At 59.5% G+C, this 18,964-nt stretch carries 18 protein-coding genes; 7 read left to right on the forward strand and 11 right to left on the reverse strand.

What is annotated here, in order from left to right; all coding sequences use genetic code 11:
- The first annotated feature begins 12 nt into the window (after positions 1–12).
- Positions 13–939 carry a GGDEF domain-containing protein gene (locus B3N48_RS10960; protein WP_296183314.1) on the forward strand — a complete coding sequence of 309 codons (927 nt, stop codon included), beginning with the start codon at positions 13–15 and terminating at the stop codon, positions 937–939.
- Positions 940–944: 5 nt separating this feature from the next.
- On the opposite strand, the gene B3N48_RS10965 is transcribed toward B3N48_RS10960, so the two are convergent.
- From B3N48_RS10965 to B3N48_RS10995, 7 genes are all read right to left on the reverse strand, one after another.
- Positions 945–1,742, reverse strand: a complete 798-nt coding sequence (locus tag B3N48_RS10965) for a TenA family transcriptional regulator (RefSeq protein WP_296183316.1) — start codon at positions 1,740–1,742, stop codon at positions 945–947.
- A 35-nt stretch (positions 1,743–1,777) separates the two neighbouring features.
- Positions 1,778–4,243 (reverse strand): EAL domain-containing protein, encoded by a 2,466-nt coding sequence (locus tag B3N48_RS10970; protein ID WP_296183319.1) that lies wholly within the window; start codon positions 4,241–4,243, stop codon positions 1,778–1,780.
- Positions 4,244–4,517: 274 nt separating this feature from the next.
- Positions 4,518–6,422, reverse strand: a complete 1,905-nt coding sequence (locus tag B3N48_RS10975; RefSeq protein ID WP_414704225.1) for an ABC transporter ATP-binding protein — start codon at positions 6,420–6,422, stop codon at positions 4,518–4,520.
- Positions 6,352–6,954 (reverse strand): DsbA family protein, encoded by a 603-nt coding sequence (locus B3N48_RS10980; protein ID WP_296183571.1) that lies wholly within the window; start codon positions 6,952–6,954, stop codon positions 6,352–6,354. The genes B3N48_RS10975 and B3N48_RS10980 overlap by 71 nt, the downstream gene beginning before the upstream one ends.
- A gap of 36 nt (positions 6,955–6,990) precedes the next feature.
- Positions 6,991–7,962, reverse strand: coding sequence for a rhodanese-related sulfurtransferase (locus B3N48_RS10985; protein ID WP_296183322.1), 972 nt, complete (start codon positions 7,960–7,962; stop codon positions 6,991–6,993).
- A 298-nt stretch (positions 7,963–8,260) separates the two neighbouring features.
- Positions 8,261–8,557 (reverse strand): BolA family protein, encoded by a 297-nt coding sequence (locus B3N48_RS10990; protein WP_166596663.1) that lies wholly within the window; start codon positions 8,555–8,557, stop codon positions 8,261–8,263.
- A gap of 12 nt (positions 8,558–8,569) precedes the next feature.
- Complete coding sequence (locus B3N48_RS10995; protein WP_296183332.1) at positions 8,570–9,106, reverse strand: DUF2059 domain-containing protein; 537 nt, start codon at positions 9,104–9,106, stop codon at positions 8,570–8,572.
- Between the two features lie 452 nt (positions 9,107–9,558).
- On the opposite strand from B3N48_RS10995, the gene B3N48_RS11000 reads away from it, so the two are divergent.
- The 3 genes from B3N48_RS11000 to B3N48_RS11010 all read left to right on the forward strand — a co-directional run bounded on the left by B3N48_RS11000 (position 9,559) and on the right by B3N48_RS11010 (position 12,157).
- Positions 9,559–10,953, forward strand: a complete 1,395-nt coding sequence (locus tag B3N48_RS11000; RefSeq protein ID WP_296183335.1) for a class II fumarate hydratase — start codon at positions 9,559–9,561, stop codon at positions 10,951–10,953.
- Complete coding sequence (locus B3N48_RS11005; protein ID WP_296183341.1) at positions 10,946–11,560, forward strand: NAD(P)H-dependent oxidoreductase; 615 nt, start codon at positions 10,946–10,948, stop codon at positions 11,558–11,560. Before B3N48_RS11000 ends, B3N48_RS11005 begins: the two co-directional genes overlap by 8 nt.
- Before the next feature lie 375 nt (positions 11,561–11,935).
- Positions 11,936–12,157, forward strand: a complete 222-nt coding sequence (locus tag B3N48_RS11010) for a DUF6316 family protein (RefSeq protein ID WP_296183344.1) — start codon at positions 11,936–11,938, stop codon at positions 12,155–12,157.
- A gap of 3 nt (positions 12,158–12,160) precedes the next feature.
- Here the strand turns inward: B3N48_RS11010 and B3N48_RS11015 are convergent, their stop codons facing one another.
- Both B3N48_RS11015 and B3N48_RS11020 read right to left on the reverse strand, forming a co-directional pair.
- Complete coding sequence (locus B3N48_RS11015; protein WP_296183346.1) at positions 12,161–12,751, reverse strand: tRNA-uridine aminocarboxypropyltransferase; 591 nt, start codon at positions 12,749–12,751, stop codon at positions 12,161–12,163.
- A gap of 12 nt (positions 12,752–12,763) precedes the next feature.
- On the reverse strand, positions 12,764–13,657 hold the full coding sequence (locus B3N48_RS11020) for a LysR family transcriptional regulator (protein WP_296183348.1): 894 nt from the start codon (positions 13,655–13,657) through the stop codon (positions 12,764–12,766).
- A gap of 154 nt (positions 13,658–13,811) precedes the next feature.
- Between B3N48_RS11020 and speB the strand changes: the two genes are divergently transcribed.
- The 3 genes from speB to B3N48_RS11035 all read left to right on the forward strand — a co-directional run bounded on the left by speB (position 13,812) and on the right by B3N48_RS11035 (position 16,896).
- Complete coding sequence (gene speB, locus B3N48_RS11025; RefSeq protein ID WP_296183350.1) at positions 13,812–14,762, forward strand: agmatinase; 951 nt, start codon at positions 13,812–13,814, stop codon at positions 14,760–14,762.
- Between the two features lie 214 nt (positions 14,763–14,976).
- Positions 14,977–16,356 carry a sodium:solute symporter gene (locus tag B3N48_RS11030; RefSeq protein ID WP_296183352.1) on the forward strand — a complete coding sequence of 460 codons (1,380 nt, stop codon included), beginning with the start codon at positions 14,977–14,979 and terminating at the stop codon, positions 16,354–16,356.
- A gap of 249 nt (positions 16,357–16,605) precedes the next feature.
- The gene (locus B3N48_RS11035) at positions 16,606–16,896 is read left to right on the forward strand and encodes a hypothetical protein (RefSeq protein ID WP_296183357.1); all 291 of its coding nucleotides are present in this window, start codon (positions 16,606–16,608) and stop codon (positions 16,894–16,896) included.
- Positions 16,897–17,052: 156 nt separating this feature from the next.
- Here the strand turns inward: B3N48_RS11035 and B3N48_RS11040 are convergent, their stop codons facing one another.
- Positions 17,053–17,178, reverse strand: coding sequence for a PA1414 family protein (locus tag B3N48_RS11040; RefSeq protein WP_256601618.1), 126 nt, complete (start codon positions 17,176–17,178; stop codon positions 17,053–17,055).
- Positions 17,179–17,368: 190 nt separating this feature from the next.
- On the reverse strand, positions 17,369–18,820 hold the full coding sequence (locus tag B3N48_RS11045) for an NCS1 family nucleobase:cation symporter-1 (RefSeq protein ID WP_296183368.1): 1,452 nt from the start codon (positions 18,818–18,820) through the stop codon (positions 17,369–17,371).
- Positions 18,821–18,964 lie beyond the last annotated feature (144 nt).

Below are 18,964 nucleotides of genomic sequence, written 5' to 3' on the forward strand. Positions count from 1 at the left end.
AGGAGCGAACACATGAGTTCTCCAACCAGAACCAACGCCATTGATTTCGACAGTGCACGGCTGCAACGCTTCGGCTTCTCTCACGGGCACACGCCTGCGCAACCGCTTCTGGACTTTGAACAACTGCAACGTCGCTTGGCCCTGCAACTGCAGACCAGTCTCGAAGCGGACAAGATTCTGGCGATGCTTTTTCACAATGTCGGCCAGGTCATTCCCCTTGATGCCCTGCTTTATAAGCACCTGGGTACGGACCTGCGTGTGGAATTCGGCGAGCGCGCACGGCACAACGCCAGCTACCGCATGACCTATGAAGGCGAGCAATTGGGGGAGTTGGCGTTTCAACGGGACCGGCGCTTCAACGAAGACGAATTGGCTCAGCTCGAATCGCTGCTGACCAGTCTGCTGTATCCGCTGCGCAATGCCCTGCTGTATCGCAACGCCAGTCTGAGCGCCTTGCGCGACCCGTTGACCGGCGCAGGCAACCGGATTGCCATGGCCCAGTCGCTGACCCGCGAGACCGACATTGCCCGGCGTCAGCAGCAACCGCTGTCGGTGCTGATGTTGGATATCGATCATTTCAAGGGTATTAACGACACCCATGGCCATGCCACAGGGGATGACGTGCTGAAAGCGGTCGCGGACGCGATCAAGGATCGCCTGCGCAACATCGATCAGGTGTTCAGATTCGGTGGGGAGGAATTTCTGATCCTGCTGACCAATACCGGTCGCGAGTCAGCCGCACGGGTCGGCGAACGCCTGCGGCAGGCGGCACTGCAACTCGCTTATCCAATCAATGGAAGCCCGGTGGAACTGACCGTCAGCCTCGGCTGCTCGACGCTGCTGCCGGGGGAATCCCACGACAGCCTGGTGCGCCGCGCGGATACGGCCCTGTACGCTGCAAAACGCCAGGGCCGCAATCGCCTCGAAATGGCTGGCTGAATCGCTCAGGCGCGAACAGCGAACCGGCGATCGTACGCAGGCGCTTTCGCTTCCTGCGGACGTTCCAGCACCATGCACCGTTCAAGGAACAGGTACATGTACTCGTAGCTCTTGCAAATGGCCATTCTCAGGTCGGCCTGCAGTTGTTCGCTGGGGTTGTTACCGGCCAGCGTGCAAATGATTTCCAGGGCCTCCCATGGGTGGGAATCGTCATACTGCGCATGCATTTTCAGCCACTTCATCGCGCGCTTTCGTGTCTCCGGCGGGAACAAATCTGCGTATGTCTCTTGTGAACATACGACAGCAGACCACTCACCGGTCGCGCCTTCGATGGCATAGTTGGTGGCCGCGATCGCGACCACCAGCGGCTCCGAGGAACAACTGTGCCAGCACCAGTGATTGAGTGCGTGCAGCTCGGATGGAACGCGTTGCGCCTGCAGGTCCTCCAGCGTGACCCCATGGGCCGCGCTCCAATTTACCCAGTAATCGGCATGATTGAGTTCAACCCGAATATTGCGCATCAACCAGCGACGCGCCATGTCTTCGCCCGGGTGACGGGCGAAACGGGTTTTGGTCAGGTTATGCGCCATGTAAACCGCAAACTGTTCAACGACAGGCCATCCGCCAATCAAATATTGGCGCATGGTCTTTGAACTCAGCTGACCATCTCGCATACGTTGATAAAGTTCATGCCCTACCACGCGTGACTTGGCTTCACTGCAATCTTTGATCAATTGCTGTGCCCAGGCGGGGTAACTGCTGGCATCCATCAGCGGACCGGTTCTAATGAACATATCGATCACTGTGTAGCTCCTTATAGTGTGTTGCATCGAGTGATTCAGCGAAAAGTCCCGGGTGCGCTGAATAACATGGGGGTCTGCCTCGCGGGCCGTGCGTGCAGACATTCACAGGTGAATAATTGCGGCCGCTCAATAACGTACCCTTGAGCGTAGTCCACCCCGATTTCCAATAACGCCTGCTCTATCTGGGGGCTTTCGACGAACTCAGCGATCGTCTTTTTGCCCATCACGTGCCCGATATGGTTGATCACTTCCACCATCGCCCGGTTCACCGGATCGTCGAGCATGTCTTTCACGAAACTGCCATCAATCTTCAAGAAATCCACAGGCAAATGTTTCAAGTATGCGAATGACGACATGCCTGCACAGAAGTCATCCAAAGAAAAACGGCACCCCAGGCTTTTCAGTTCGTTGATGAACCGAATGGCGCTGCCCAAATTGGCGATCGCACTGGTTTCGGTGATTTCGAAACAGATAAGTTCAGGGGGGATTGCGTAGATTTGGAACTGCTGCCGCAAATATTCGAGGAAAGCATCGTCGCCAATACTGATCCCGGACAAATTGATAGCACAGACCGCCAATGGACCTTTACGGTGATTGTCATGCAGGCATTCAGAGATGATCTTGAATACATTCTGCACCACCCACCGATCCAGCGTGGTCATCATCCCATAGCGCTCGGCAGCCGGTATGAAATTATCCGGCAAGATCATGCGACCGGATTCGTCACGCAGCCGCAACAGGATTTCGATGTGACCCTTGCCGTCAGCGGCATCACGGCTCAACGGCGCGATTTCCTGTGAGTAAAGGCAGAAGCGGTTGTCGTCCAGGGCCATGTGCAGGCGTTGAATCCAGGCCATTTCGCCGAAGCGCGTGGACAATTCCGAATCGTCGTCGTGGTAAACCTGCACCCGGTTTCGGCCTTTTTCCTTGGCCATGTAGCACGCCATGTCAGCCGACCGGAGCGAGGCTTCAAGGGTCGTCGGCGTGTCGGAAATGTGCACCAGCCCCACGCTCACCGTGGTCACGAAAGGTCGCCCTTTCCAGACAAAATGCAGGCTTTCCACGGTCTGGCGCAGGCCTTCGGCGATTTTCTCGGCGGCGTCGGGTGTGCAGTGTTCCAACAGAATCCCGAACTCATCGCCGCCAAGCCGCGCCAGCGTGTCGCCTTCGCGTATCCCCTGCTGCAACAGCGCACAAATATGCTTGAGCAGTTCGTCGCCGGCCGCATGGCCGCTGGTGTCGTTGACCAGCTTGAACTGGTCCAGATCGAGAAACATCACGGCATGGTGACCCGGATGATGACCCAGACCGCTCAGCGCCAGTTCCAGTCGGTACTCGAACTCGCGGCGGTTGGCCAGGCCGGTGAGCGCGTCGTGGGTGGCCTGCCACGAGAGGTTGGCGATGTACTGCCGCTCCTGCGTCATGTCGTGCAGCACCAGGACCGCACCGCTGATCTCCCCTTCGGTGCGGATCGGCGAGCCCACCAGCGCCACCGACACCGTGCTGCCGTCCAGACGCTGGATCACCTTGGCGTTTTCGCTGCCGCCCCCCAGTTTTCCGGTGAGGATGTGTTCGATGAGGGTCGGGGTTTCCTTCTGGTCGTTTTCATCGATCAGATTGAATAAGGCGGCCAATGGCAAACCGGTTGCCTGCGCGGTTTTCCAATGAGTCATCTGCTCGGCGGCGGGGTTCATGTAAGCAATGGAGCCGTCGACGTCGGTGGTGATCACCCCGTCGCCAATGGACTCCAGTGTGACCTGTGCACGCTCCTTTTCGGTTTGCAGGGCAAGTGCGAAGGCGTGTCGTTGTTCCAGCAACTTGTGCGTGCGCAATAGAGCAAGAAGGATCAGGAAGATCGCAGTGGTCAGGTTGACCACCACCAGAATCCGCAAGATCACCCGAGAGCCTTCACCCAGGGCGTCGCTGAACGCCATTGCCGCCGGGGTCACGCCTTCGTTGATGGCGTTGATCTTCTGCCGCCACGCCAGCACGTCTTCTTGAGTGGCGCTGCCGTCGACGATGCGCCCGTGCATTTCCTGTGCGACTTCATCGAGCTCAACGAGGTAGTTGTCACCGATCTTCCACAGGTCGATGGCCCTTTCCAAATAGCTGAAATGTCGGAAATTCAGGTAAAGCCAGATGATGCCTTGGGCATCGTCAGGATGGTTACCACCCTGCAGAATGCCTGCATTGGCGCGTACAAGGTCGGGTGTCGGCTGATCCATCGCGACCCTTAAATCATGGCCGCCCTGGGGGATTGCGATCGCTTTCTGGTACTTCTGAAAATTGCTCTCATCGCGACTGTTGGCGTAGAGATTCAGGTAATAAATGGCGTCTTTCTGGCCTTTGGACCAGAGGCTTTCTCCACCCACATAGCTGCGCACGGCCGACATCATGTAAAGGCTGACGCAACCAATCAGCGTTTGCAGCAGCACTACAGCGATAAATGGCCAAACGATGCCCAGAAGACGGGGCTTCTCGAGAATCCGCTTTTGCTTCATGGTGTCCCTTTCATCAGCACTGCCAGATACTCACTTCCCGGCCCAGGCGACCTGCCTGTAACTCGAGGAATTCGGCTAATTGTCCACGATGCAGCGGTCCGCTCTCACACTCTCAAAAGAGCCATTTAAGCAGCAATTCGCGAAAGCGGAGACGTAAATATGACGCTTTTCACAATTTCATTGAACACAGCGCTCAAGCGTAGCCCAAGAATTGACGTGTTCCAGTGGCGATACGCCATTTGAGCGAGGATGTGCGGAAACCCGACCAGCTGTATCAGAGCTGTTGCAGGTGTCCGTACAACCTTGCATAGAGACCGCCATCAGCAATGAGTTGCTGGTGATCGCCGTCTTCAGCAATTCGACCGCCGTCGAACACTAATACTCGATCCGCTTGCTTAACGGCTGACAGACGGTGCGCGATGATGAGTGTGGTTCTGCCACTGAGGAAGCGATTCAGGGCTTGATGCAGGTTGTACTCGGTCGCAGCGTCCAGCGCCGACGTCGCCTCGTCGAGGATCACGACCTTGGGATCGGCCAATACCATCCGCGCAATGGCCAACCGCTGTCGCTGGCCGCCCGACAGGCGCACGCCGGAACGGCCGACGACGCTGTCCAGCCCTTGGGGCAACGCGCGAATCGTGGCGTCCAGTTGGGCGATTTCCAAGGCCTGCCAGCACGCCTCGTCCGTGCGTTCACGGCCCATGGAAAGATTGGCCCGAACGGTGTCGTTGAACAACGCCGGGTGCTGCAGCACGATCGCGACGTGCTCCCGAACGGTTTCCAGCCCAATCTCTTCAAGGGGTGCGCCGCCGAAAAAAATCGTTCCGGACTGGGGACTGTAAAGGCCGAGTAACAGTTGCACCAGCGTGCTCTTGCCTCCCCCGCTGGCGCCAACGATGGCGACCTTTTCCCCCGGTCGGATGGACAAGTCGAGGTGATCGAGCACGCGCTCCTCGTTGTAGCCGAAGCACAGGCCGCGCACTTCGATACTCACCGTGTCCCGCCCGGCGAAGGGATTCAAGCCGCCGGCGTACTGCGGTTCATCGGCACGGGCCAGCAGTTCGTTGATTCGGGTCAACGCGCCGCCCGCCGCATAAAACGCATATTGCAGGTTCAGCAGTTGTTCTACCGGGCCAATCATGAACCACAGATAACTGAACACGGCCAGCATGTGGCCGATGGACAGGTCGGAAAACAGCACCGTGAGCATGGCCGCCGCGCGGAACATATCGATGCCGAACTGGAACAGCAAACCGCTCGCGCGGCTCGATGCATCGCTCTTCCACTGGGATGAGACGGCGTAGTCCCGCACTTCCCTGGCGCGGCCGCCGAGCAAGCCGAGGAAGTAGCCTTGGCGATTACCGGCGCGAATTTCTTGAATCGCATCGAGGGTTTCGGTCAGGGCTTGGGTGAAGCGCGACGTGCTGTCGTTTTCCAGTTTTTTGAGGTGTTTGACCCGCTTGCCCAACTTGACCGTGGCGAAGATCACCAGCGGGTTGAACAGCAGGATCAGCAGGGCCAGTTGCCAGTGCATCCACACCAGAATTGCTGCGGTGCCGGTCAGGGTCAGCATGGCGACGAGGAACTTGCTCAGGGTTTCGCCGACGAATTTGTCCAGCGTGTCCAGGTCGGTCACCAGGTGCGCCGTCACCGTGCCGCTGCCCAGACTTTCGTATTCGCCCAGAGAAATCCGCTTCAAGCGTTCGATCAGACGAATGCGGATGCGGTAGACGATGTCCTTGGCCAGCCCGGCGAAAGCACGCGCCTGAATCACGTTGAACACCAATGCCCCGAGCCTCAGACACAGCGTGGCAATGAGCATCAGGCCGATGTAGCCCACCGGCTTGTGCAGGCTGAGAGGCAGGAAACGCTGCATGAACAGCAAAGCGGCGTCGCCCTTGCCCAACAGCACTTCGTCCACCAGCAACGGCAGCAGCAGCGGAATGGGCACTGAACACAACACCGCCAGTACCGCCACGCCGTTGGCAATCCATAGGGCTTTCTTGTGATACAGCGCCAGCGCGCGAATCTGCGCCCAGTCGAGACGATCGACCCGAGCCAGCGAGGGCTCGACAACGGGGTGCAAGCGTTCTATCTCGAGGTTTTCATCACGCACGGGCAGCGCGCTCCAGCCAGCGGCTGAGCAACGGGGCCAATGATTCCAAAGGTTGATAGCCATTGGTCAGCAAGGCCAGTTGGCCCTCGCGTTCGGCGAGCAGGGTCGGGAAACCGGCAATCCCGAGGTCTTGCACCCAGGCAAAATCCGATGCAGTCGCGGCGTGCTGTTCAGCGCTGTCGAACGCTTCGGCGAACTCGATGCGGGGCAGACCTGCGTTTTCAGCCAGCTCAGCCAGTGTCGAGCCTTTGGTCGTGTCACGGCCTTTGAGGTAGAACGCCTGCTGAATTTCCCGGACCAGCTTCCAGGCGATGTCCGGGGCCAGGCTGCGAGCCGCCACAATGGCGCGACAGGCCGGTTCGGTGTCGTAGACGAACCCGTCCGGCAATGCGTCTTCAAACCTGAATGACTGCCCCGTCGTCTCTTGCACCGCGTGCCAGTGTTCGAGGATGTAACGCCGGGTGTTGGGTTCGAGGGCCGCGCCGCTACCGGTACGCAACCCCCCCACCACCAGGTGCAGCGGCACCCCGGCCGCATTCGCCTGCTCTATCAATGCCTGGGCCACGGGCGCAAAGCCCCAGCACCATGAACACATCGGGTCCATCACGTAGAGCAGGCGGGCGTTCATGGTTCAGGCCTCGTTCGTGTGCGTTTCGTCAGGCTGGGTGTCCAATAGACGGTAGTTGCGGCCGATCGGGTGCGGTTGATTGCGGGCCTTGGCCAACTCGATCTGCTTCTGCCGGTCGATCGCGCTGCGGCGGGTTTTCTCGCTCAGGGAATCCCAGCAATGCGGGCAACTGACGCCAGGGGAATAATGCTCACTGGCACGGTCTTCGACGCTGATCGGGGTGCGGCAGGCATGGCACTGGTCGTAGTCGCCTTCGGTCAGGTCATGACGCACAGTGACGCGATTGTCGAACACGAAGCAGTCGCCGCGCCACTGGCTCTCTTCCTGCGGGACTTCTTCGAGGTATTTGAGGATGCCGCCCTTGAGGTGATAGACCTCTTCGAAGCCCTCGCCGAGCATGTAGCTGGAGGCCTTCTCGCAGCGAATGCCGCCGGTGCAGAACATCGCGACTTTCTTGTGTTTGGCCGGGTCGAAATTGGCTTTGATGTACTCGGGAAACTCACGGAAGCTCGTGGTCTTCGGGTCGATGGCGCCTTCGAAAGTGCCGATGGACACTTCGTAATCATTACGCGTATCGATCAGCAGCACTTCCGGATCGGCGATCAGCGCGTTCCAGTCTTGTGGTTCGACGTAGGTACCCACGGCTTTATTCGGGTCGACCCCTGCGACGCCCAGGGTCACGATCTCTTTTTTCAGCTTGACCTTGGTGCGGTAAAACGGCTGCTCGTCGCAGTACGACTCTTTATGGTCGATGTCGATCATGCGCGGGTCTTTCTTGAGCCAGGCCAGCAGACCATCGATGCCTTCGCGGCTGCCGGAGACGGTGCCGTTGATGCCCTCTTCGGCGATCAGCAGGGTACCTTTGATGCCGTTCTCGACCATGGCGTTGAGCAACGGCTCACGCAGTTCGACGTAGTCCGACAGGGTGACGAATTTGTACAGCGCCGCGACGACGATAGGTGCGGTTTGGGTCATGTTGCGTCTCCAGGTGGTGACCCTCGCAAAGGGCCGACCGGATGAAATATTCAGGTGAACACGTGCCGACCAGGCAACGCGGCGCGGATTCTAGCAAAAATCGGAGAGTGGCAGACAGGCCGGGTGATCGGTGGGGAATTGATACAAGTCAACAACCAGCGGGCGAAGGCATCCGAGACATCCGAATTGCCTGAACGACTGCTATCGCGAACAAGCTCACGCCTACAGGAACGTGCGCATACCTGTAGGCGTGAGCCTGCTCGCGATGAGTGCGCTGATCATCGCCCGAAACGGGAGATCAATCATGCCCCCCGGCACAGGTCGGTGAGGCCGGCGCAGCGCCGATTTTCGCCCATTCTTCCGGGGTGTAGGTGTGCAGCGCCAGAGCATGGAACTCACCCATCAGGCCACCGAGCAGGCCGTAGACCTTCTGATGGCGCTTGACGGCGTTGAGGCCAGCGAATTGCTCGCTGACCACCACGGCCTTGTAGTGAGTGTCGGTGCCGCGACTGTGCATGTGGCTTTCGTTGAGCACTTGAAGGTACTCGGGCTGAAAGACCGTCAACGCGGATTCGATTCGCTGTTGCATGCTCATGTCAGGCTTCGCTTATGGCTTCTTGGCAGGGGCAGCCGGAGCAGCACCCTTGGCGCCGGCCGGGACCAGTTCTTTGGTCATGGACTCCAGCAAACCGGTAACCACAGGCACTGCCGGTTGCAGTTTGTCCTGGGTCATCTGGAACGATTGCTGGCTGATCTGTGGCATCTTGGCCTGGACTTTCTTGCCCAATGGCGACTGATAGAAAGCCACCAGATCTTTCAGCTCTTGCTCGCTGAAGTTGTCGGTGTACAGCTTGACCATGTCAGGCTGCAGCTTGTCCCAGCCGATGGCCTTGTCCAGCGCAGCATTGGCCTGGGCCTGATATTTTTCCAGCACGGCTTTCTTGGAATCCGGCGCTTTGGTTTCGGCGAAACGCTGAGCGAACATTTGCTGCGCTTGCATGTAGATCGGCGCACCCAACTGATCGGCGTGAGCCAGTTTGAGGAACGCAACAGCACTGGCCTCGTGGCTGGCGGTGGCAGCAAGAGCCTGGCCGCTGGCACATACCAGAGCGACCGCAGCACAGATGGCGCGAAGACGGGTCATCGAGTTTCCTTATCTAGCAGGCGAGGCTGAACCCCAAGGCCGCACATTCTGCGCCCCTTTTCGTGCTGCGCTCAACCCCCGACACTACGAGCGGTCGAAACCCTCGTCCACGACACTGATATGCCGCAAAGGTTTTACGCGACCCGGCTCGCGGCCGTCGTTCCTCCGGCGGCGCTTACAGGTCCTGCGACGAGTCCGGGTTACGGGTCTGTTCCGAGAAGACTCAAAGGCCTAACCGGGAGTTCAGAGACGGTGAAGTCCTGTAGGAGCCGCTGGAGGCACGACGGCAGCGATGGCGTCGGGTCAGTCATTAATGTGTTATCTGACACACCGCTTTCCGCCCTTTTGTCGCACACTGACCCCGCTTGTCTTTGCCGCGCAGCCATCAACGGGAACCGAAGCCGCTTGCGGGGTACTAAACTGCGCTATTTCGACCTTGAGGAGTAAGTCCAGTGAGCCGTACCGAAACCGATAGCATAGGTCCGATCGAAGTCCCTGAAGATGCTTACTGGGGGGCGCAAACCCAGCGTTCGCTGATCAACTTCGCCATTGGCCAGGAGCGCATGCCCTTGCCGGTACTCCACGCGCTGGCGTTGATCAAGAAGGCGGCCGCGCGGGTCAATGACCGAAACGGCGACCTGCCTGCCGATATCGCCCGCCTCATCGAACAGTCTGCCGACGAAGTGCTGGGCGGCCAGTTGGACGACCAGTTTCCGCTGGTGGTATGGCAAACCGGCAGTGGCACCCAGAGCAACATGAACGTCAACGAAGTGATCGCCGGGCGCGCCAATGAGCTGTCTGGCAAGGGTCGCGGAGGCAAATCGCCTGTTCATCCCAACGATCATGTCAACCGCTCGCAAAGCTCCAATGACTGCTTCCCCACAGCCATGCACATTGCCGCCGCGCAGGCTGTTAAAGAGCAGTTACTCCCGGCGATTGCCGAACTGTCTGCAGGCATCGCCGAGCAGTCGTCGCGTCACATGAAGCTGGTGAAAACCGGCCGCACCCACATGATGGATGCCACGCCGATCACCTTCGGTCAGGAACTCTCGGCCTACGTCGCGCAACTGGACTACGCGGAAAAAAGCATTCGCGCCGCCCTCCCCGCCGTATGCGAACTGGCGCAGGGCGGCACGGCCGTCGGCACGGGGTTGAACTCGCCCCACGGTTTCGCCGAGGCGGTGGCGGCTGAACTGGCGGCGCTGTCGGGCCTGCCGTTCGTGACGGCGCCGAACAAATTCGCCGCGCTGGCAGGGCATGAACCGCTGACGGCGCTGTCCGGGGCGTTGAAAACCCTCGCCGTGACGCTGATGAAAATCGCCAACGACCTGCGCCTGCTGGGCTCGGGCCCCCGTGCCGGTCTGGCGGAGGTCAAGCTGCCGGCCAACGAACCGGGCAGCTCGATCATGCCGGGCAAGGTCAACCCGACCCAGTGCGAGGCGCTGTCGATGTTGGCCTGTCAGGTCCTGGGCAACGACACCACCATCGCCTTCGCGGCCAGTCAGGGCCACCTGCAATTGAACGTGTTCAAGCCGGTGATCATCCACAACCTGCTGCAATCGATCCGCCTGTTGGGCGACGGCTGCCGCAACTTCAACGAGCACTGCATCGCGGGCATGGAGCCGGACGCAGGCAAAATGGCCGAGCACCTGGAGCGCGGCTTGATGCTGGTGACGGCGCTGAACCCGCACATCGGCTACGACAAGTCGGCGCAAATTGCCAAGAAAGCCTACAGCGAAGGCTTGACCCTGCGCGAAGCCGCGTTGCAGCTGGGCTTCCTGACGGACGCCGAGTTCGATGCATGGGTCCGCCCCGAGAAGATGCTGGAGGCCGGCAGCAATGGCTGAGGCTATCAGCGGCGCCACGCCGCTGGAGGGGTACGGCAAGCGCATCCTGATGGTCATCGGTTCGCCGAAGACCATCAGCCTTTGCCATGCCTTGGGCGATGCATACGCCCAGGGCGCGCGCAGTCAGGGCCATGTGGTGCGGGTGCTGAAGCTGGAAGAACTGAATTTCGACCCGGTGCTGCATAACGGCTATGAATCCAGCCAGACCCTCGAACACGACCTGCTCGAAGCGCAGCGGGAGATTCACTGGGCGCAGCACCTGGTGTTCGTTTATCCGGTCTGGTGGGGCGGGCTGCCGAGCCTGCTCAGTGGCTTTTTCGAACGGGTGTTCATGCCGGGTTTTGCGTTCAAGGCCCATGGCCGTCATCACCCGTCCAATGAACTGCTCAAAGGCCGGACGGCTGAGATGCTAGTGACCCTGGACACCCCGTCGCGCTACTTCCGCTGGGTGTTCAAGGCGCCAGCGCATCATCAGATCAAACGAGCGATCCTGGAGTTCTGCGGGATCAAGACCACGCGTTTGACCGAATTTTCACCGGTCAGGACATCAACGGAAGAGCAGCGCCAGCAATGGATTCAACAGGCTGAGGCGTTAGGTAAACGCTGAAGCGATGACTGTGCGGTCAATCGCTTCGCGGGCTGACTGAACCGGCGCCTTTCGGCCGTTGCGCCACCGGCGGCGCCTACGGTTTGCCCACCGCTTGCGAGGCTTTGCAGGGATTGGCGAGCGAAAAAGGTGACCAATCAGCCATGACCCGCGGATCACCCAGAACCTCGTAGGAGACGCCGGAGGTACGACGGCAGCGACAGCGATGCGTGGTGCAGCGCATTTCACGCTGACCCACCGCATTCTTTGGCGTAAAGTATCGAACGTTCAGCCAGTCTTTCCGTCTCACGCTGTGGAAACGTCATGTGGCTGTCGTCCCCCAGGTTTTGTTGTCCTGAATCGTTTCCGAACAGACTCCCCAGACCGGTGATGGCTATGTTGAGCAAGCGTGAGCAAGACCCTCAGACCGCCGTGCACTTTCGCAGTGACCGGGTTTCCCGCGTCAACGGCATGTACTTTTTCAGTACCCGCGAGAACACCCTCGAAGGGCCCTTCTTTACCAAGGAAGACGCGGCCCGTGAAACCGACGCCTACATCCGGCGCATGCAGGCCCTCAGCCTGACGTCGTCGGAGCCGCCTGAGTCGTTGAACGGCTGACGATCAGCCGTGATTGCGGCGAAAGGTATCGTCCCCCATCGCCGCAATCTGCCCGTCGATCAAGGCGTCGAACGGGTGCAGCAACGACTCGAATGAGCGATCCGGCTCCAGCGTGTGCAGAGCGTGAGTGATCGCTTCCAGCGTGGAGAGCGCATCGGGCTCCGGTGCTTTGCGCAAGCGATAGCGCGATGCCGGCGCATCGTCCAGCGTGACCCTGGGCAGTGCCGCCAGCAGCGGATTCATGTGCAACAGTTTGCGCGCCTTGCGCCAAGTGCCATCGGGCACCACCAGCAGCGTCGGCAATGACTGGGGCGGGTGGGCCGTCAATGGCGTGGCGTCTTCGCCAGGAAACAGTAACCGAGCCTGATAACCCGGTGTGCTCAGCCAGTCAGCGAGCCCCTCGAACACCTCTCCCACCACCAACTGCGCGTTGCTCAACCCCAGTGCGGCGAATCGCGCCGTGTTCAGCGCATGATTGACCTCGCTGGGGTGTTGCAGAATCAGCACGCGGGTGCGGCTGTTCAAATGAGGAATCAGCGCGCACAGGCAATGATCTTGCGGGCGATGACAGCGTTCACAGCGGGCGCGGGGCATGTCTGGCCTCTCCTATGGCGGATTGAGCTGCGCTTTCAGCAGATCGCGGAAGGTCTGTATCAGTGGCTCGCGGCTGCGACCCCGACGCAGGATCATCGAAAACGGCGCCTGATAGCCGAAGGTGGCTGGCAACAACACCCGCAGATGGCCGGAGTCGACCCAGGATTGTGCGTAATGTTCAGGCAGGTAGCCGATGTACGCACCGGAGAGCACCAGAATCAGCTGGGCCTCCATACTTTCCACCGTTGCGGCGCTGTGTTTGAAACCATGCCGCGCCAACTCCGCCTGACTCCAATAACCGCGACCGACCATGCGCTGCTGGGTGATCACCGGCTCTGGAATGCGTCGCTCGTTGAATAACGGGTGACGATTACTGCAATACAGCCAGTGCTGCTCGCGGTACAGCGGCTGATACAGCAAGCCATTCATCCGCGTGGAAAATGAGCCGATGGCCAAGTCGAGGCGGTTGTCTAGCACGCCCAGTTGCAGCTCGTATGGACTCATGACCGACAGGTGCAAATGCACGGCCGGATGCTCTTCGCTGTAGGCGCCGATCACTTCGGCGAACGGCAATGCGCGGTCGCTGACCGTGGAGTCCAACACCCCCAGATTCAGCGTCCCGCGCAGTTCGCCCTTGAGCGCGGCTGCGTAGAGTTCGAAGCCTTCCAGCTCGCCCAACAGGCGCAGGGTTTCCTGATGAAACAGCTCGCCCTTGCTCGTCAAGCTGAACCCGCCGCGACCGCGATGGCATAGCACGATGCCCAGTGCGGACTCCAGTTGACTCATGTACGTGCTGATCGCCGAGGTGGACAGGTTCAATTCTTGCTGGGCACTGGCGAAGCCCTGATGGCGGACCACGCACGTGAAGATTCGCAGCAGTTTCAGATCAGGTAATGCGCTGGCCATGATGCGTCCGGGTGTCGATGAACGCGCAGCTTACCCGATACTTCAGAATTATCTGAACTAAGTATTTTGCCTCAGCGATTGTTCGCCAGCCCTTCGATTCGCAGAATCCGCCCAGCGCTTCACTCTTTTGATTCCCCACCGATGAGGCAATCCCGTGGACAAGATTTTCCACCAACCACTGGGCGGCAACGAGATGCCGCGCTTCGCCGGCATCGCCACCATGATGCGTCTGCCCCACCTGCAAACGGCTGCGGGCCTGGACGCAGCCTTCATTGGCGTGCCACTGGACATTGGCACGTCGTTGCGCGCAGGGACCCGTTTCGGGCCTCGCGAAATCCGCGCCGAATCCGTGATGATTCGCCCCTACAACATGGCTACGGGCGCTGCCCCCTTCGATTCGCTGTCGGTGGCTGACATTGGCGATGTCGCCATCAACACCTTCAATCTGCTGGATGCGGTGCGCATCATCGAGGAGGCCTACGACGGTTTCCTTGAGCACGGCATCATCCCGCTGACCTTGGGCGGCGATCATACGATCACCTTGCCGATCCTGCGGGCGATCCATAAAAAGCACGGCAAGGTCGGGCTGGTGCACATCGATGCCCACGCGGACGTCAACGATCACATGTTCGGCGAGAAAATCGCCCACGGCACGACCTTCCGTCGCGCGGTGGAAGAAGGCTTGCTGGATTGCGACCGGGTGGTGCAGATCGGCCTGCGCGCCCAGGGCTACACCGCCGAGGATTTCAATTGGAGCCGCAAACAGGGTTTCCGCGTGGTACAGGCCGAAGAGTGCTGGCACCAATCGCTGGCGCCATTGATGGCCGAAGTGCGCGAAAAAGTCGGGGGCGGGCCGGTTTACCTGAGCTTCGACATCGACGGCATCGACCCTGCTTGGGCGCCCGGCACCGGCACCCCTGAGATCGGCGGGCTGACGACCATTCAGGCCATCGAAATCATCCGCGGCTGCCAGGGCCTGGACCTGATCGGCTGCGATCTGGTGGAAGTGTCACCACCGTACGACACCACCGGCAACACCTCGCTGCTGGGCGCCAACTTGCTGTACGAGATGCTCTGCGTGCTGCCGGGTGTGACGCACCGCTGACCTGACAATGTTGAACCTGTAGGAGCGCGCTTGCCCGCGATTGCAATTTACCTCCAACAACGTTGGTAACAGACACACCGCAATCGCGGGCAAGCGCGCTCCTACAAAAAGCTCATCCCTGCAAAACCTTGATAAGCCTTCACCGCTGACTGCCTGCGTCACTTCAGCCGGATGATTCGCGATTCACTATAAAAACAATGATCGGAGACACCCCATGGCTTTAGATATTTTTGTCGTGCTGATTTACGCAGCCGGCATGCTGGTGCTGGGCTGGTACGGCATGCGCAAGGCCAAGACCCACGAGGACTACCTCGTCGCCGGGCGCAACCTCGGCCCGAGCCTGTACATGGGCACCATGGCCGCCACAGTCTTGGGCGGTGCCTCGACGGTGGGCACGGTGCGCCTCGGCTACGTACACGGCATTTCCGGGTTCTGGTTGTGCGCCGCGCTGGGCGTCGGCATCATCGCGCTGAACCTGTTCCTCGCCAAACCATTGCTCCAGCTGCGCATCTTCACCGTCACGCAGATCCTCGAAAAGCGCTACAACCCCATGGCCCGCCAGGCCAGCGCGGTGATCATGCTGGCCTACGCGCTGATGATCGGCGTGACCTCGATCCTGGCCATCGGCACCGTCATGCAAGTGCTGTTCGACCTGCCGTTCTGGGTTTCGGTGATCCTGGGGGGTGGCGTCGTCGTGGTGTACTCGACCATCGGCGGCATGTGGTCGCTGACCCTCACCGACATCGTGCAATTCGTGATCAAGACCGTCGGCCTGATGTTCATTCTGCTGCCGATCTGCCTGTACCGCGTCGGCGGCTGGGACGAACTGGTGGCCAAACTGCCAGCGTCGAGCTTCAGTTGGACCACCATCGGCTGGGACACCATCGTCACCTACTTCCTGATCTACTTCTTCGGCATTCTGATCGGCCAGGACATCTGGCAGCGGGTGTTCACGGCCCGCACCGAAAAAGTCGCCAGGTACGCGGGTTCCGTCGCCGGCGTGTATTGCATCGTTTATGGCTTGGTGTGTGCACTGATCGGCATGGCGGCTCACGTGTTGCTGCCAGACCTGGCCAACGTCAACACGGCATTTGCGGCCATCGTCAAAGCCTCGTTGCCGGACGGCATTCGGGGTCTGGTCATCGCCGCCGCATTGGCGGCCATGATGTCCACCGCCAGCGCGGGACTGCTCGCAGCCTCCACCACCCTGACCGAAGACCTGCTGCCAAAGCTGCGCGGCGGCAAGCAGTCGAGCCTGGGCATCAACCGCCTCTTCACCGCCCTCACCGGCCTCGTCGTGTTGGCCATCGCGCTGGTAGTGAACGACGTGATCAGCGCTTTGACCCTGGCCTATAACCTGCTGGTCGGCGGCATGCTGATCCCGCTGATCGGGGCGATTTTCTGGAAACGCGCCACGACTTATGGCGCGATCACCAGCATGACGCTGGGTTTCGTCATTGCGCTGGTATTCATGTTCAAGGATGGCCTGGACGCCAATACGCCAATCTATTACAGCCTGGCAGTTGGCCTGGTGAGTTTCGTCGTGGTGAGCCTGGTTTCGCCCCGCCGGGTGACAGTCGCCCGCATGGCCTGATGCTCGTCACGTTGCTGAAGCACATCAAGGGCGCCTTCGGGCGCCCTTATTTATGAGCGGTTACAAATTTCATGTCGAGAGCGTGGGTAGACGGGCTGAAATCTGAACTAGCCTTAGACCAGACAGCAGCATGGCCATGTGCCAAAACGCCATAATTCGGGGCGTATTCCCTGATTCAACTGTCAGACCGCAAACCTCTTTGAAATGTTGTCGGGGTGAGTTCGAACGCAAACAGGCAGAGGCTTCCCCATGGACCGCAGCGAAATGGAGCAGCACATTTTCGACACACTCGGGAAAATCCTCGTCGACAAGTCGATCATTCAAGAAAAGGCTGACCCTTTGATGAGTGAACTCGTCCTGGAGCCGGAAGATTTCGACGACTTCTTTGCCGAGCTTCAGAGCTACTTCGGTATCACCCTGCCCACCCGGATCAAAACCGACCTCTCCCACCTGCCGGACAGCCAAGACTACAGCCAGCTGACGTTGCAGGGCCTGGTGGACGTGATCCTGATCGAAATGAACAACAAAAAATCCCGTTGAAAATGCGGACCGTAGGTTGAAAACAGCCAGGGTCATGCACTTTCAGGCCGGCGAACGAATGACGCGGATGGGTTTGCAGCGATTGAGGAATCAGCGGGCTACCGGACGATAGCACCGCCGCCCTTCAAGACAATCGGGGATGAACGATGACCAGACTCAACGCCGGGGACGGCGACGCTCGTCATCATCGGTACGAACGGGAATGGGTTGCAGCTTTGGCCGTTCAATCAAGCCGAGCGCAACGCCTACATCGTGAAGCCATTCTTGCAATTTGCTGTTCATATACGCCCCCTTCAGGGAAATGCCGGCAGCCAACTTCAGGTCCGCTTACCGCAGATCATAGTGCTAAGTCGCACTTTACGCCTGCTGCGGCGCGTCGCGGCAGGAAATTTTCGCTTTCTTTACGTTGTGACATTGCAAAGCGGCCACCTCCTGACGTCACCTGACCAACGGCATCCCTTTCAAACGAGGCTCAGCCTGCGACTGCAGGCGTCAACGCCGCGGATTCATGGGCTTGGGTACGCCGGGCAAAGATGAAAAACAACGCCCCGCCCAGGAAACATCCTGTAAACCATGCGAAGTTGGCCATGGGCTGCAACGCCGGAACGAAGGTGATCGCGATGCCCACCAGTGTCGCCAGAATCAACGCTTTCACGGCCGTATAATTGACCCCGCCGTTATACCAGTATCGGCCGCTCGGCCCATCGTTGAAGAGGGCGTCCACATCAATTTGCTGTTTTTTTATCAAGTAGTAGTCCACCAGCAGGATGCCGAACAACGGGCCGATGAAGGCGGCGAGCACGTCCAGGGTGTAATGGATCACCGCCGGATTATTGAACAGGTTCCACGGCGTGATGAAGATCGAGGCCACCGCAGCGATCATTCCTCCTACGCGCCAGCTGATCTTGCTCGGTGCGACGTTGGCGAAGTCGAACGCCGGGGAGACGAAGTTGGCGACGATGTTGATGCCAATGGTGGCGGTCACGAAGGCGAATGCGCCGAGGAGAACCGCAATGCTGTTATCGATGCGGGCGACTGTGGCGATCGGGTCATGCAGCATTTCGCCAAACACCGGCAAGGTACCGGACACAATGACGACCGTGACCAGAGAAAACGCAAGAAAGTTGACCGGAAGGCCCCAGAAATTGCCGCGACGCACCTCAGACATACTTCGGCAATAGCGACTGAAATCTCCAAAGTTGAGCGTAGGGCCTGAGAAGTACGACACCACCAACGCGGTTGCCATGATCACTTGGGCGATCGCGTCCCACCCCGTCAGGGATTTTTCGGACAGGGTGAAGCTGATATTGACCCAACCGGCCTTCCAGACAATCCAGCCCGCCAGCAAAAACATTACGGCGTAGACCACCGGCCCGGCCCAGTCGATGAAGCGGCGGATCGAGTCCATGCCGGTCCAGAAAACGGCCGCCTGCACCAACCATAGCGCCAGAAAACCAAACCACCCAAGGTAGGAAAGGCCTGCAAAATGCGGCTCGGCGTACGCTGCCATCTGTGGGAAGAAGCGCAGAACCACGATGATCAGTGCGCTGGAGGCCAGGTAGGTTTGTACGCCGTACCACGCCACCGCAATGAGTCCGCGAATGACCGCCGGAATGTTCGCCCCGAACACCCCGAACGCCAACCGACAGATCACCGGGTACGGCACGGCCGCTTTCTGACTGGGTTTGGCCAGCAGGTTGGCAATCAGTTGGATGATGCAAATCCCTGCCAGCAGCGCGACGAGTACCTGCCAACTGGCCAGCCCCAGCGCGAACAGACTGGCGGCGAAGACGTAGCCGCCGACGCTGTGCACGTCACTCATCCAGAACGCGAAAATGTTGTACCACGTCCATGTCTGCGGGACGGGTCCCAGGTCTTGGTTATACAAACGGGGGCTGTAGCGCTTGGGCATTGGCTGGGTCATCGCATATCTCCCTGAAAGGACAGGCAGGCACCCGAAGCAGGCAAGTAAGGCACACTGCGTACGGGAGCGCCCTTGGGTTGTATACGAACCAATAGGCAGAATGCGTGCCATGACGATTTTCAGAAAAGAAAAAAACAGCTAAAT

The organism is Pseudomonas sp. UBA1879 (assembly GCF_002338065.1).
GTDB lineage: Bacteria > Pseudomonadota > Gammaproteobacteria > Pseudomonadales > Pseudomonadaceae > Aquipseudomonas.

What these genes read in the sequence shown, in the direction of transcription:
- B3N48_RS10960 (WP_296183314.1), top strand. Translation starts at nt 13, where the DNA reads ATGAGTTCTCCAACCAGAACCAACGCCATTGATTTCGACAGTGCACGG.
- B3N48_RS10970 (WP_296183319.1), bottom strand. Translation starts at nt 4,243, where the DNA reads ATGAAGCAAAAGCGGATTCTCGAGAAGCCCCGTCTTCTGGGCATCGTT.
- B3N48_RS10975 (WP_414704225.1), bottom strand. Translation starts at nt 6,422, where the DNA reads ATGGCTATCAACCTTTGGAATCATTGGCCCCGTTGCTCAGCCGCTGGC.
- B3N48_RS10980 (WP_296183571.1), bottom strand. Translation starts at nt 6,954, where the DNA reads ATGTGTTCATGGTGCTGGGGCTTTGCGCCCGTGGCCCAGGCATTGATA.
- B3N48_RS10985 (WP_296183322.1), bottom strand. Translation starts at nt 7,962, where the DNA reads ATGACCCAAACCGCACCTATCGTCGTCGCGGCGCTGTACAAATTCGTC.
- B3N48_RS10990 (WP_166596663.1), bottom strand. Translation starts at nt 8,557, where the DNA reads ATGAGCATGCAACAGCGAATCGAATCCGCGTTGACGGTCTTTCAGCCC.
- B3N48_RS10995 (WP_296183332.1), bottom strand. Translation starts at nt 9,106, where the DNA reads ATGACCCGTCTTCGCGCCATCTGTGCTGCGGTCGCTCTGGTATGTGCC.
- B3N48_RS11005 (WP_296183341.1), top strand. Translation starts at nt 10,946, where the DNA reads ATGGCTGAGGCTATCAGCGGCGCCACGCCGCTGGAGGGGTACGGCAAG.
- B3N48_RS11010 (WP_296183344.1), top strand. Translation starts at nt 11,936, where the DNA reads ATGTTGAGCAAGCGTGAGCAAGACCCTCAGACCGCCGTGCACTTTCGC.
- B3N48_RS11015 (WP_296183346.1), bottom strand. Translation starts at nt 12,751, where the DNA reads ATGCCCCGCGCCCGCTGTGAACGCTGTCATCGCCCGCAAGATCATTGC.
- B3N48_RS11020 (WP_296183348.1), bottom strand. Translation starts at nt 13,657, where the DNA reads ATGGCCAGCGCATTACCTGATCTGAAACTGCTGCGAATCTTCACGTGC.
- B3N48_RS11030 (WP_296183352.1), top strand. Translation starts at nt 14,977, where the DNA reads ATGGCTTTAGATATTTTTGTCGTGCTGATTTACGCAGCCGGCATGCTG.
- B3N48_RS11035 (WP_296183357.1), top strand. Translation starts at nt 16,606, where the DNA reads ATGGACCGCAGCGAAATGGAGCAGCACATTTTCGACACACTCGGGAAA.
- B3N48_RS11040 (WP_256601618.1), bottom strand. Translation starts at nt 17,178, where the DNA reads ATGAACAGCAAATTGCAAGAATGGCTTCACGATGTAGGCGTTGCGCTC.
- B3N48_RS11045 (WP_296183368.1), bottom strand. Translation starts at nt 18,820, where the DNA reads ATGACCCAGCCAATGCCCAAGCGCTACAGCCCCCGTTTGTATAACCAA.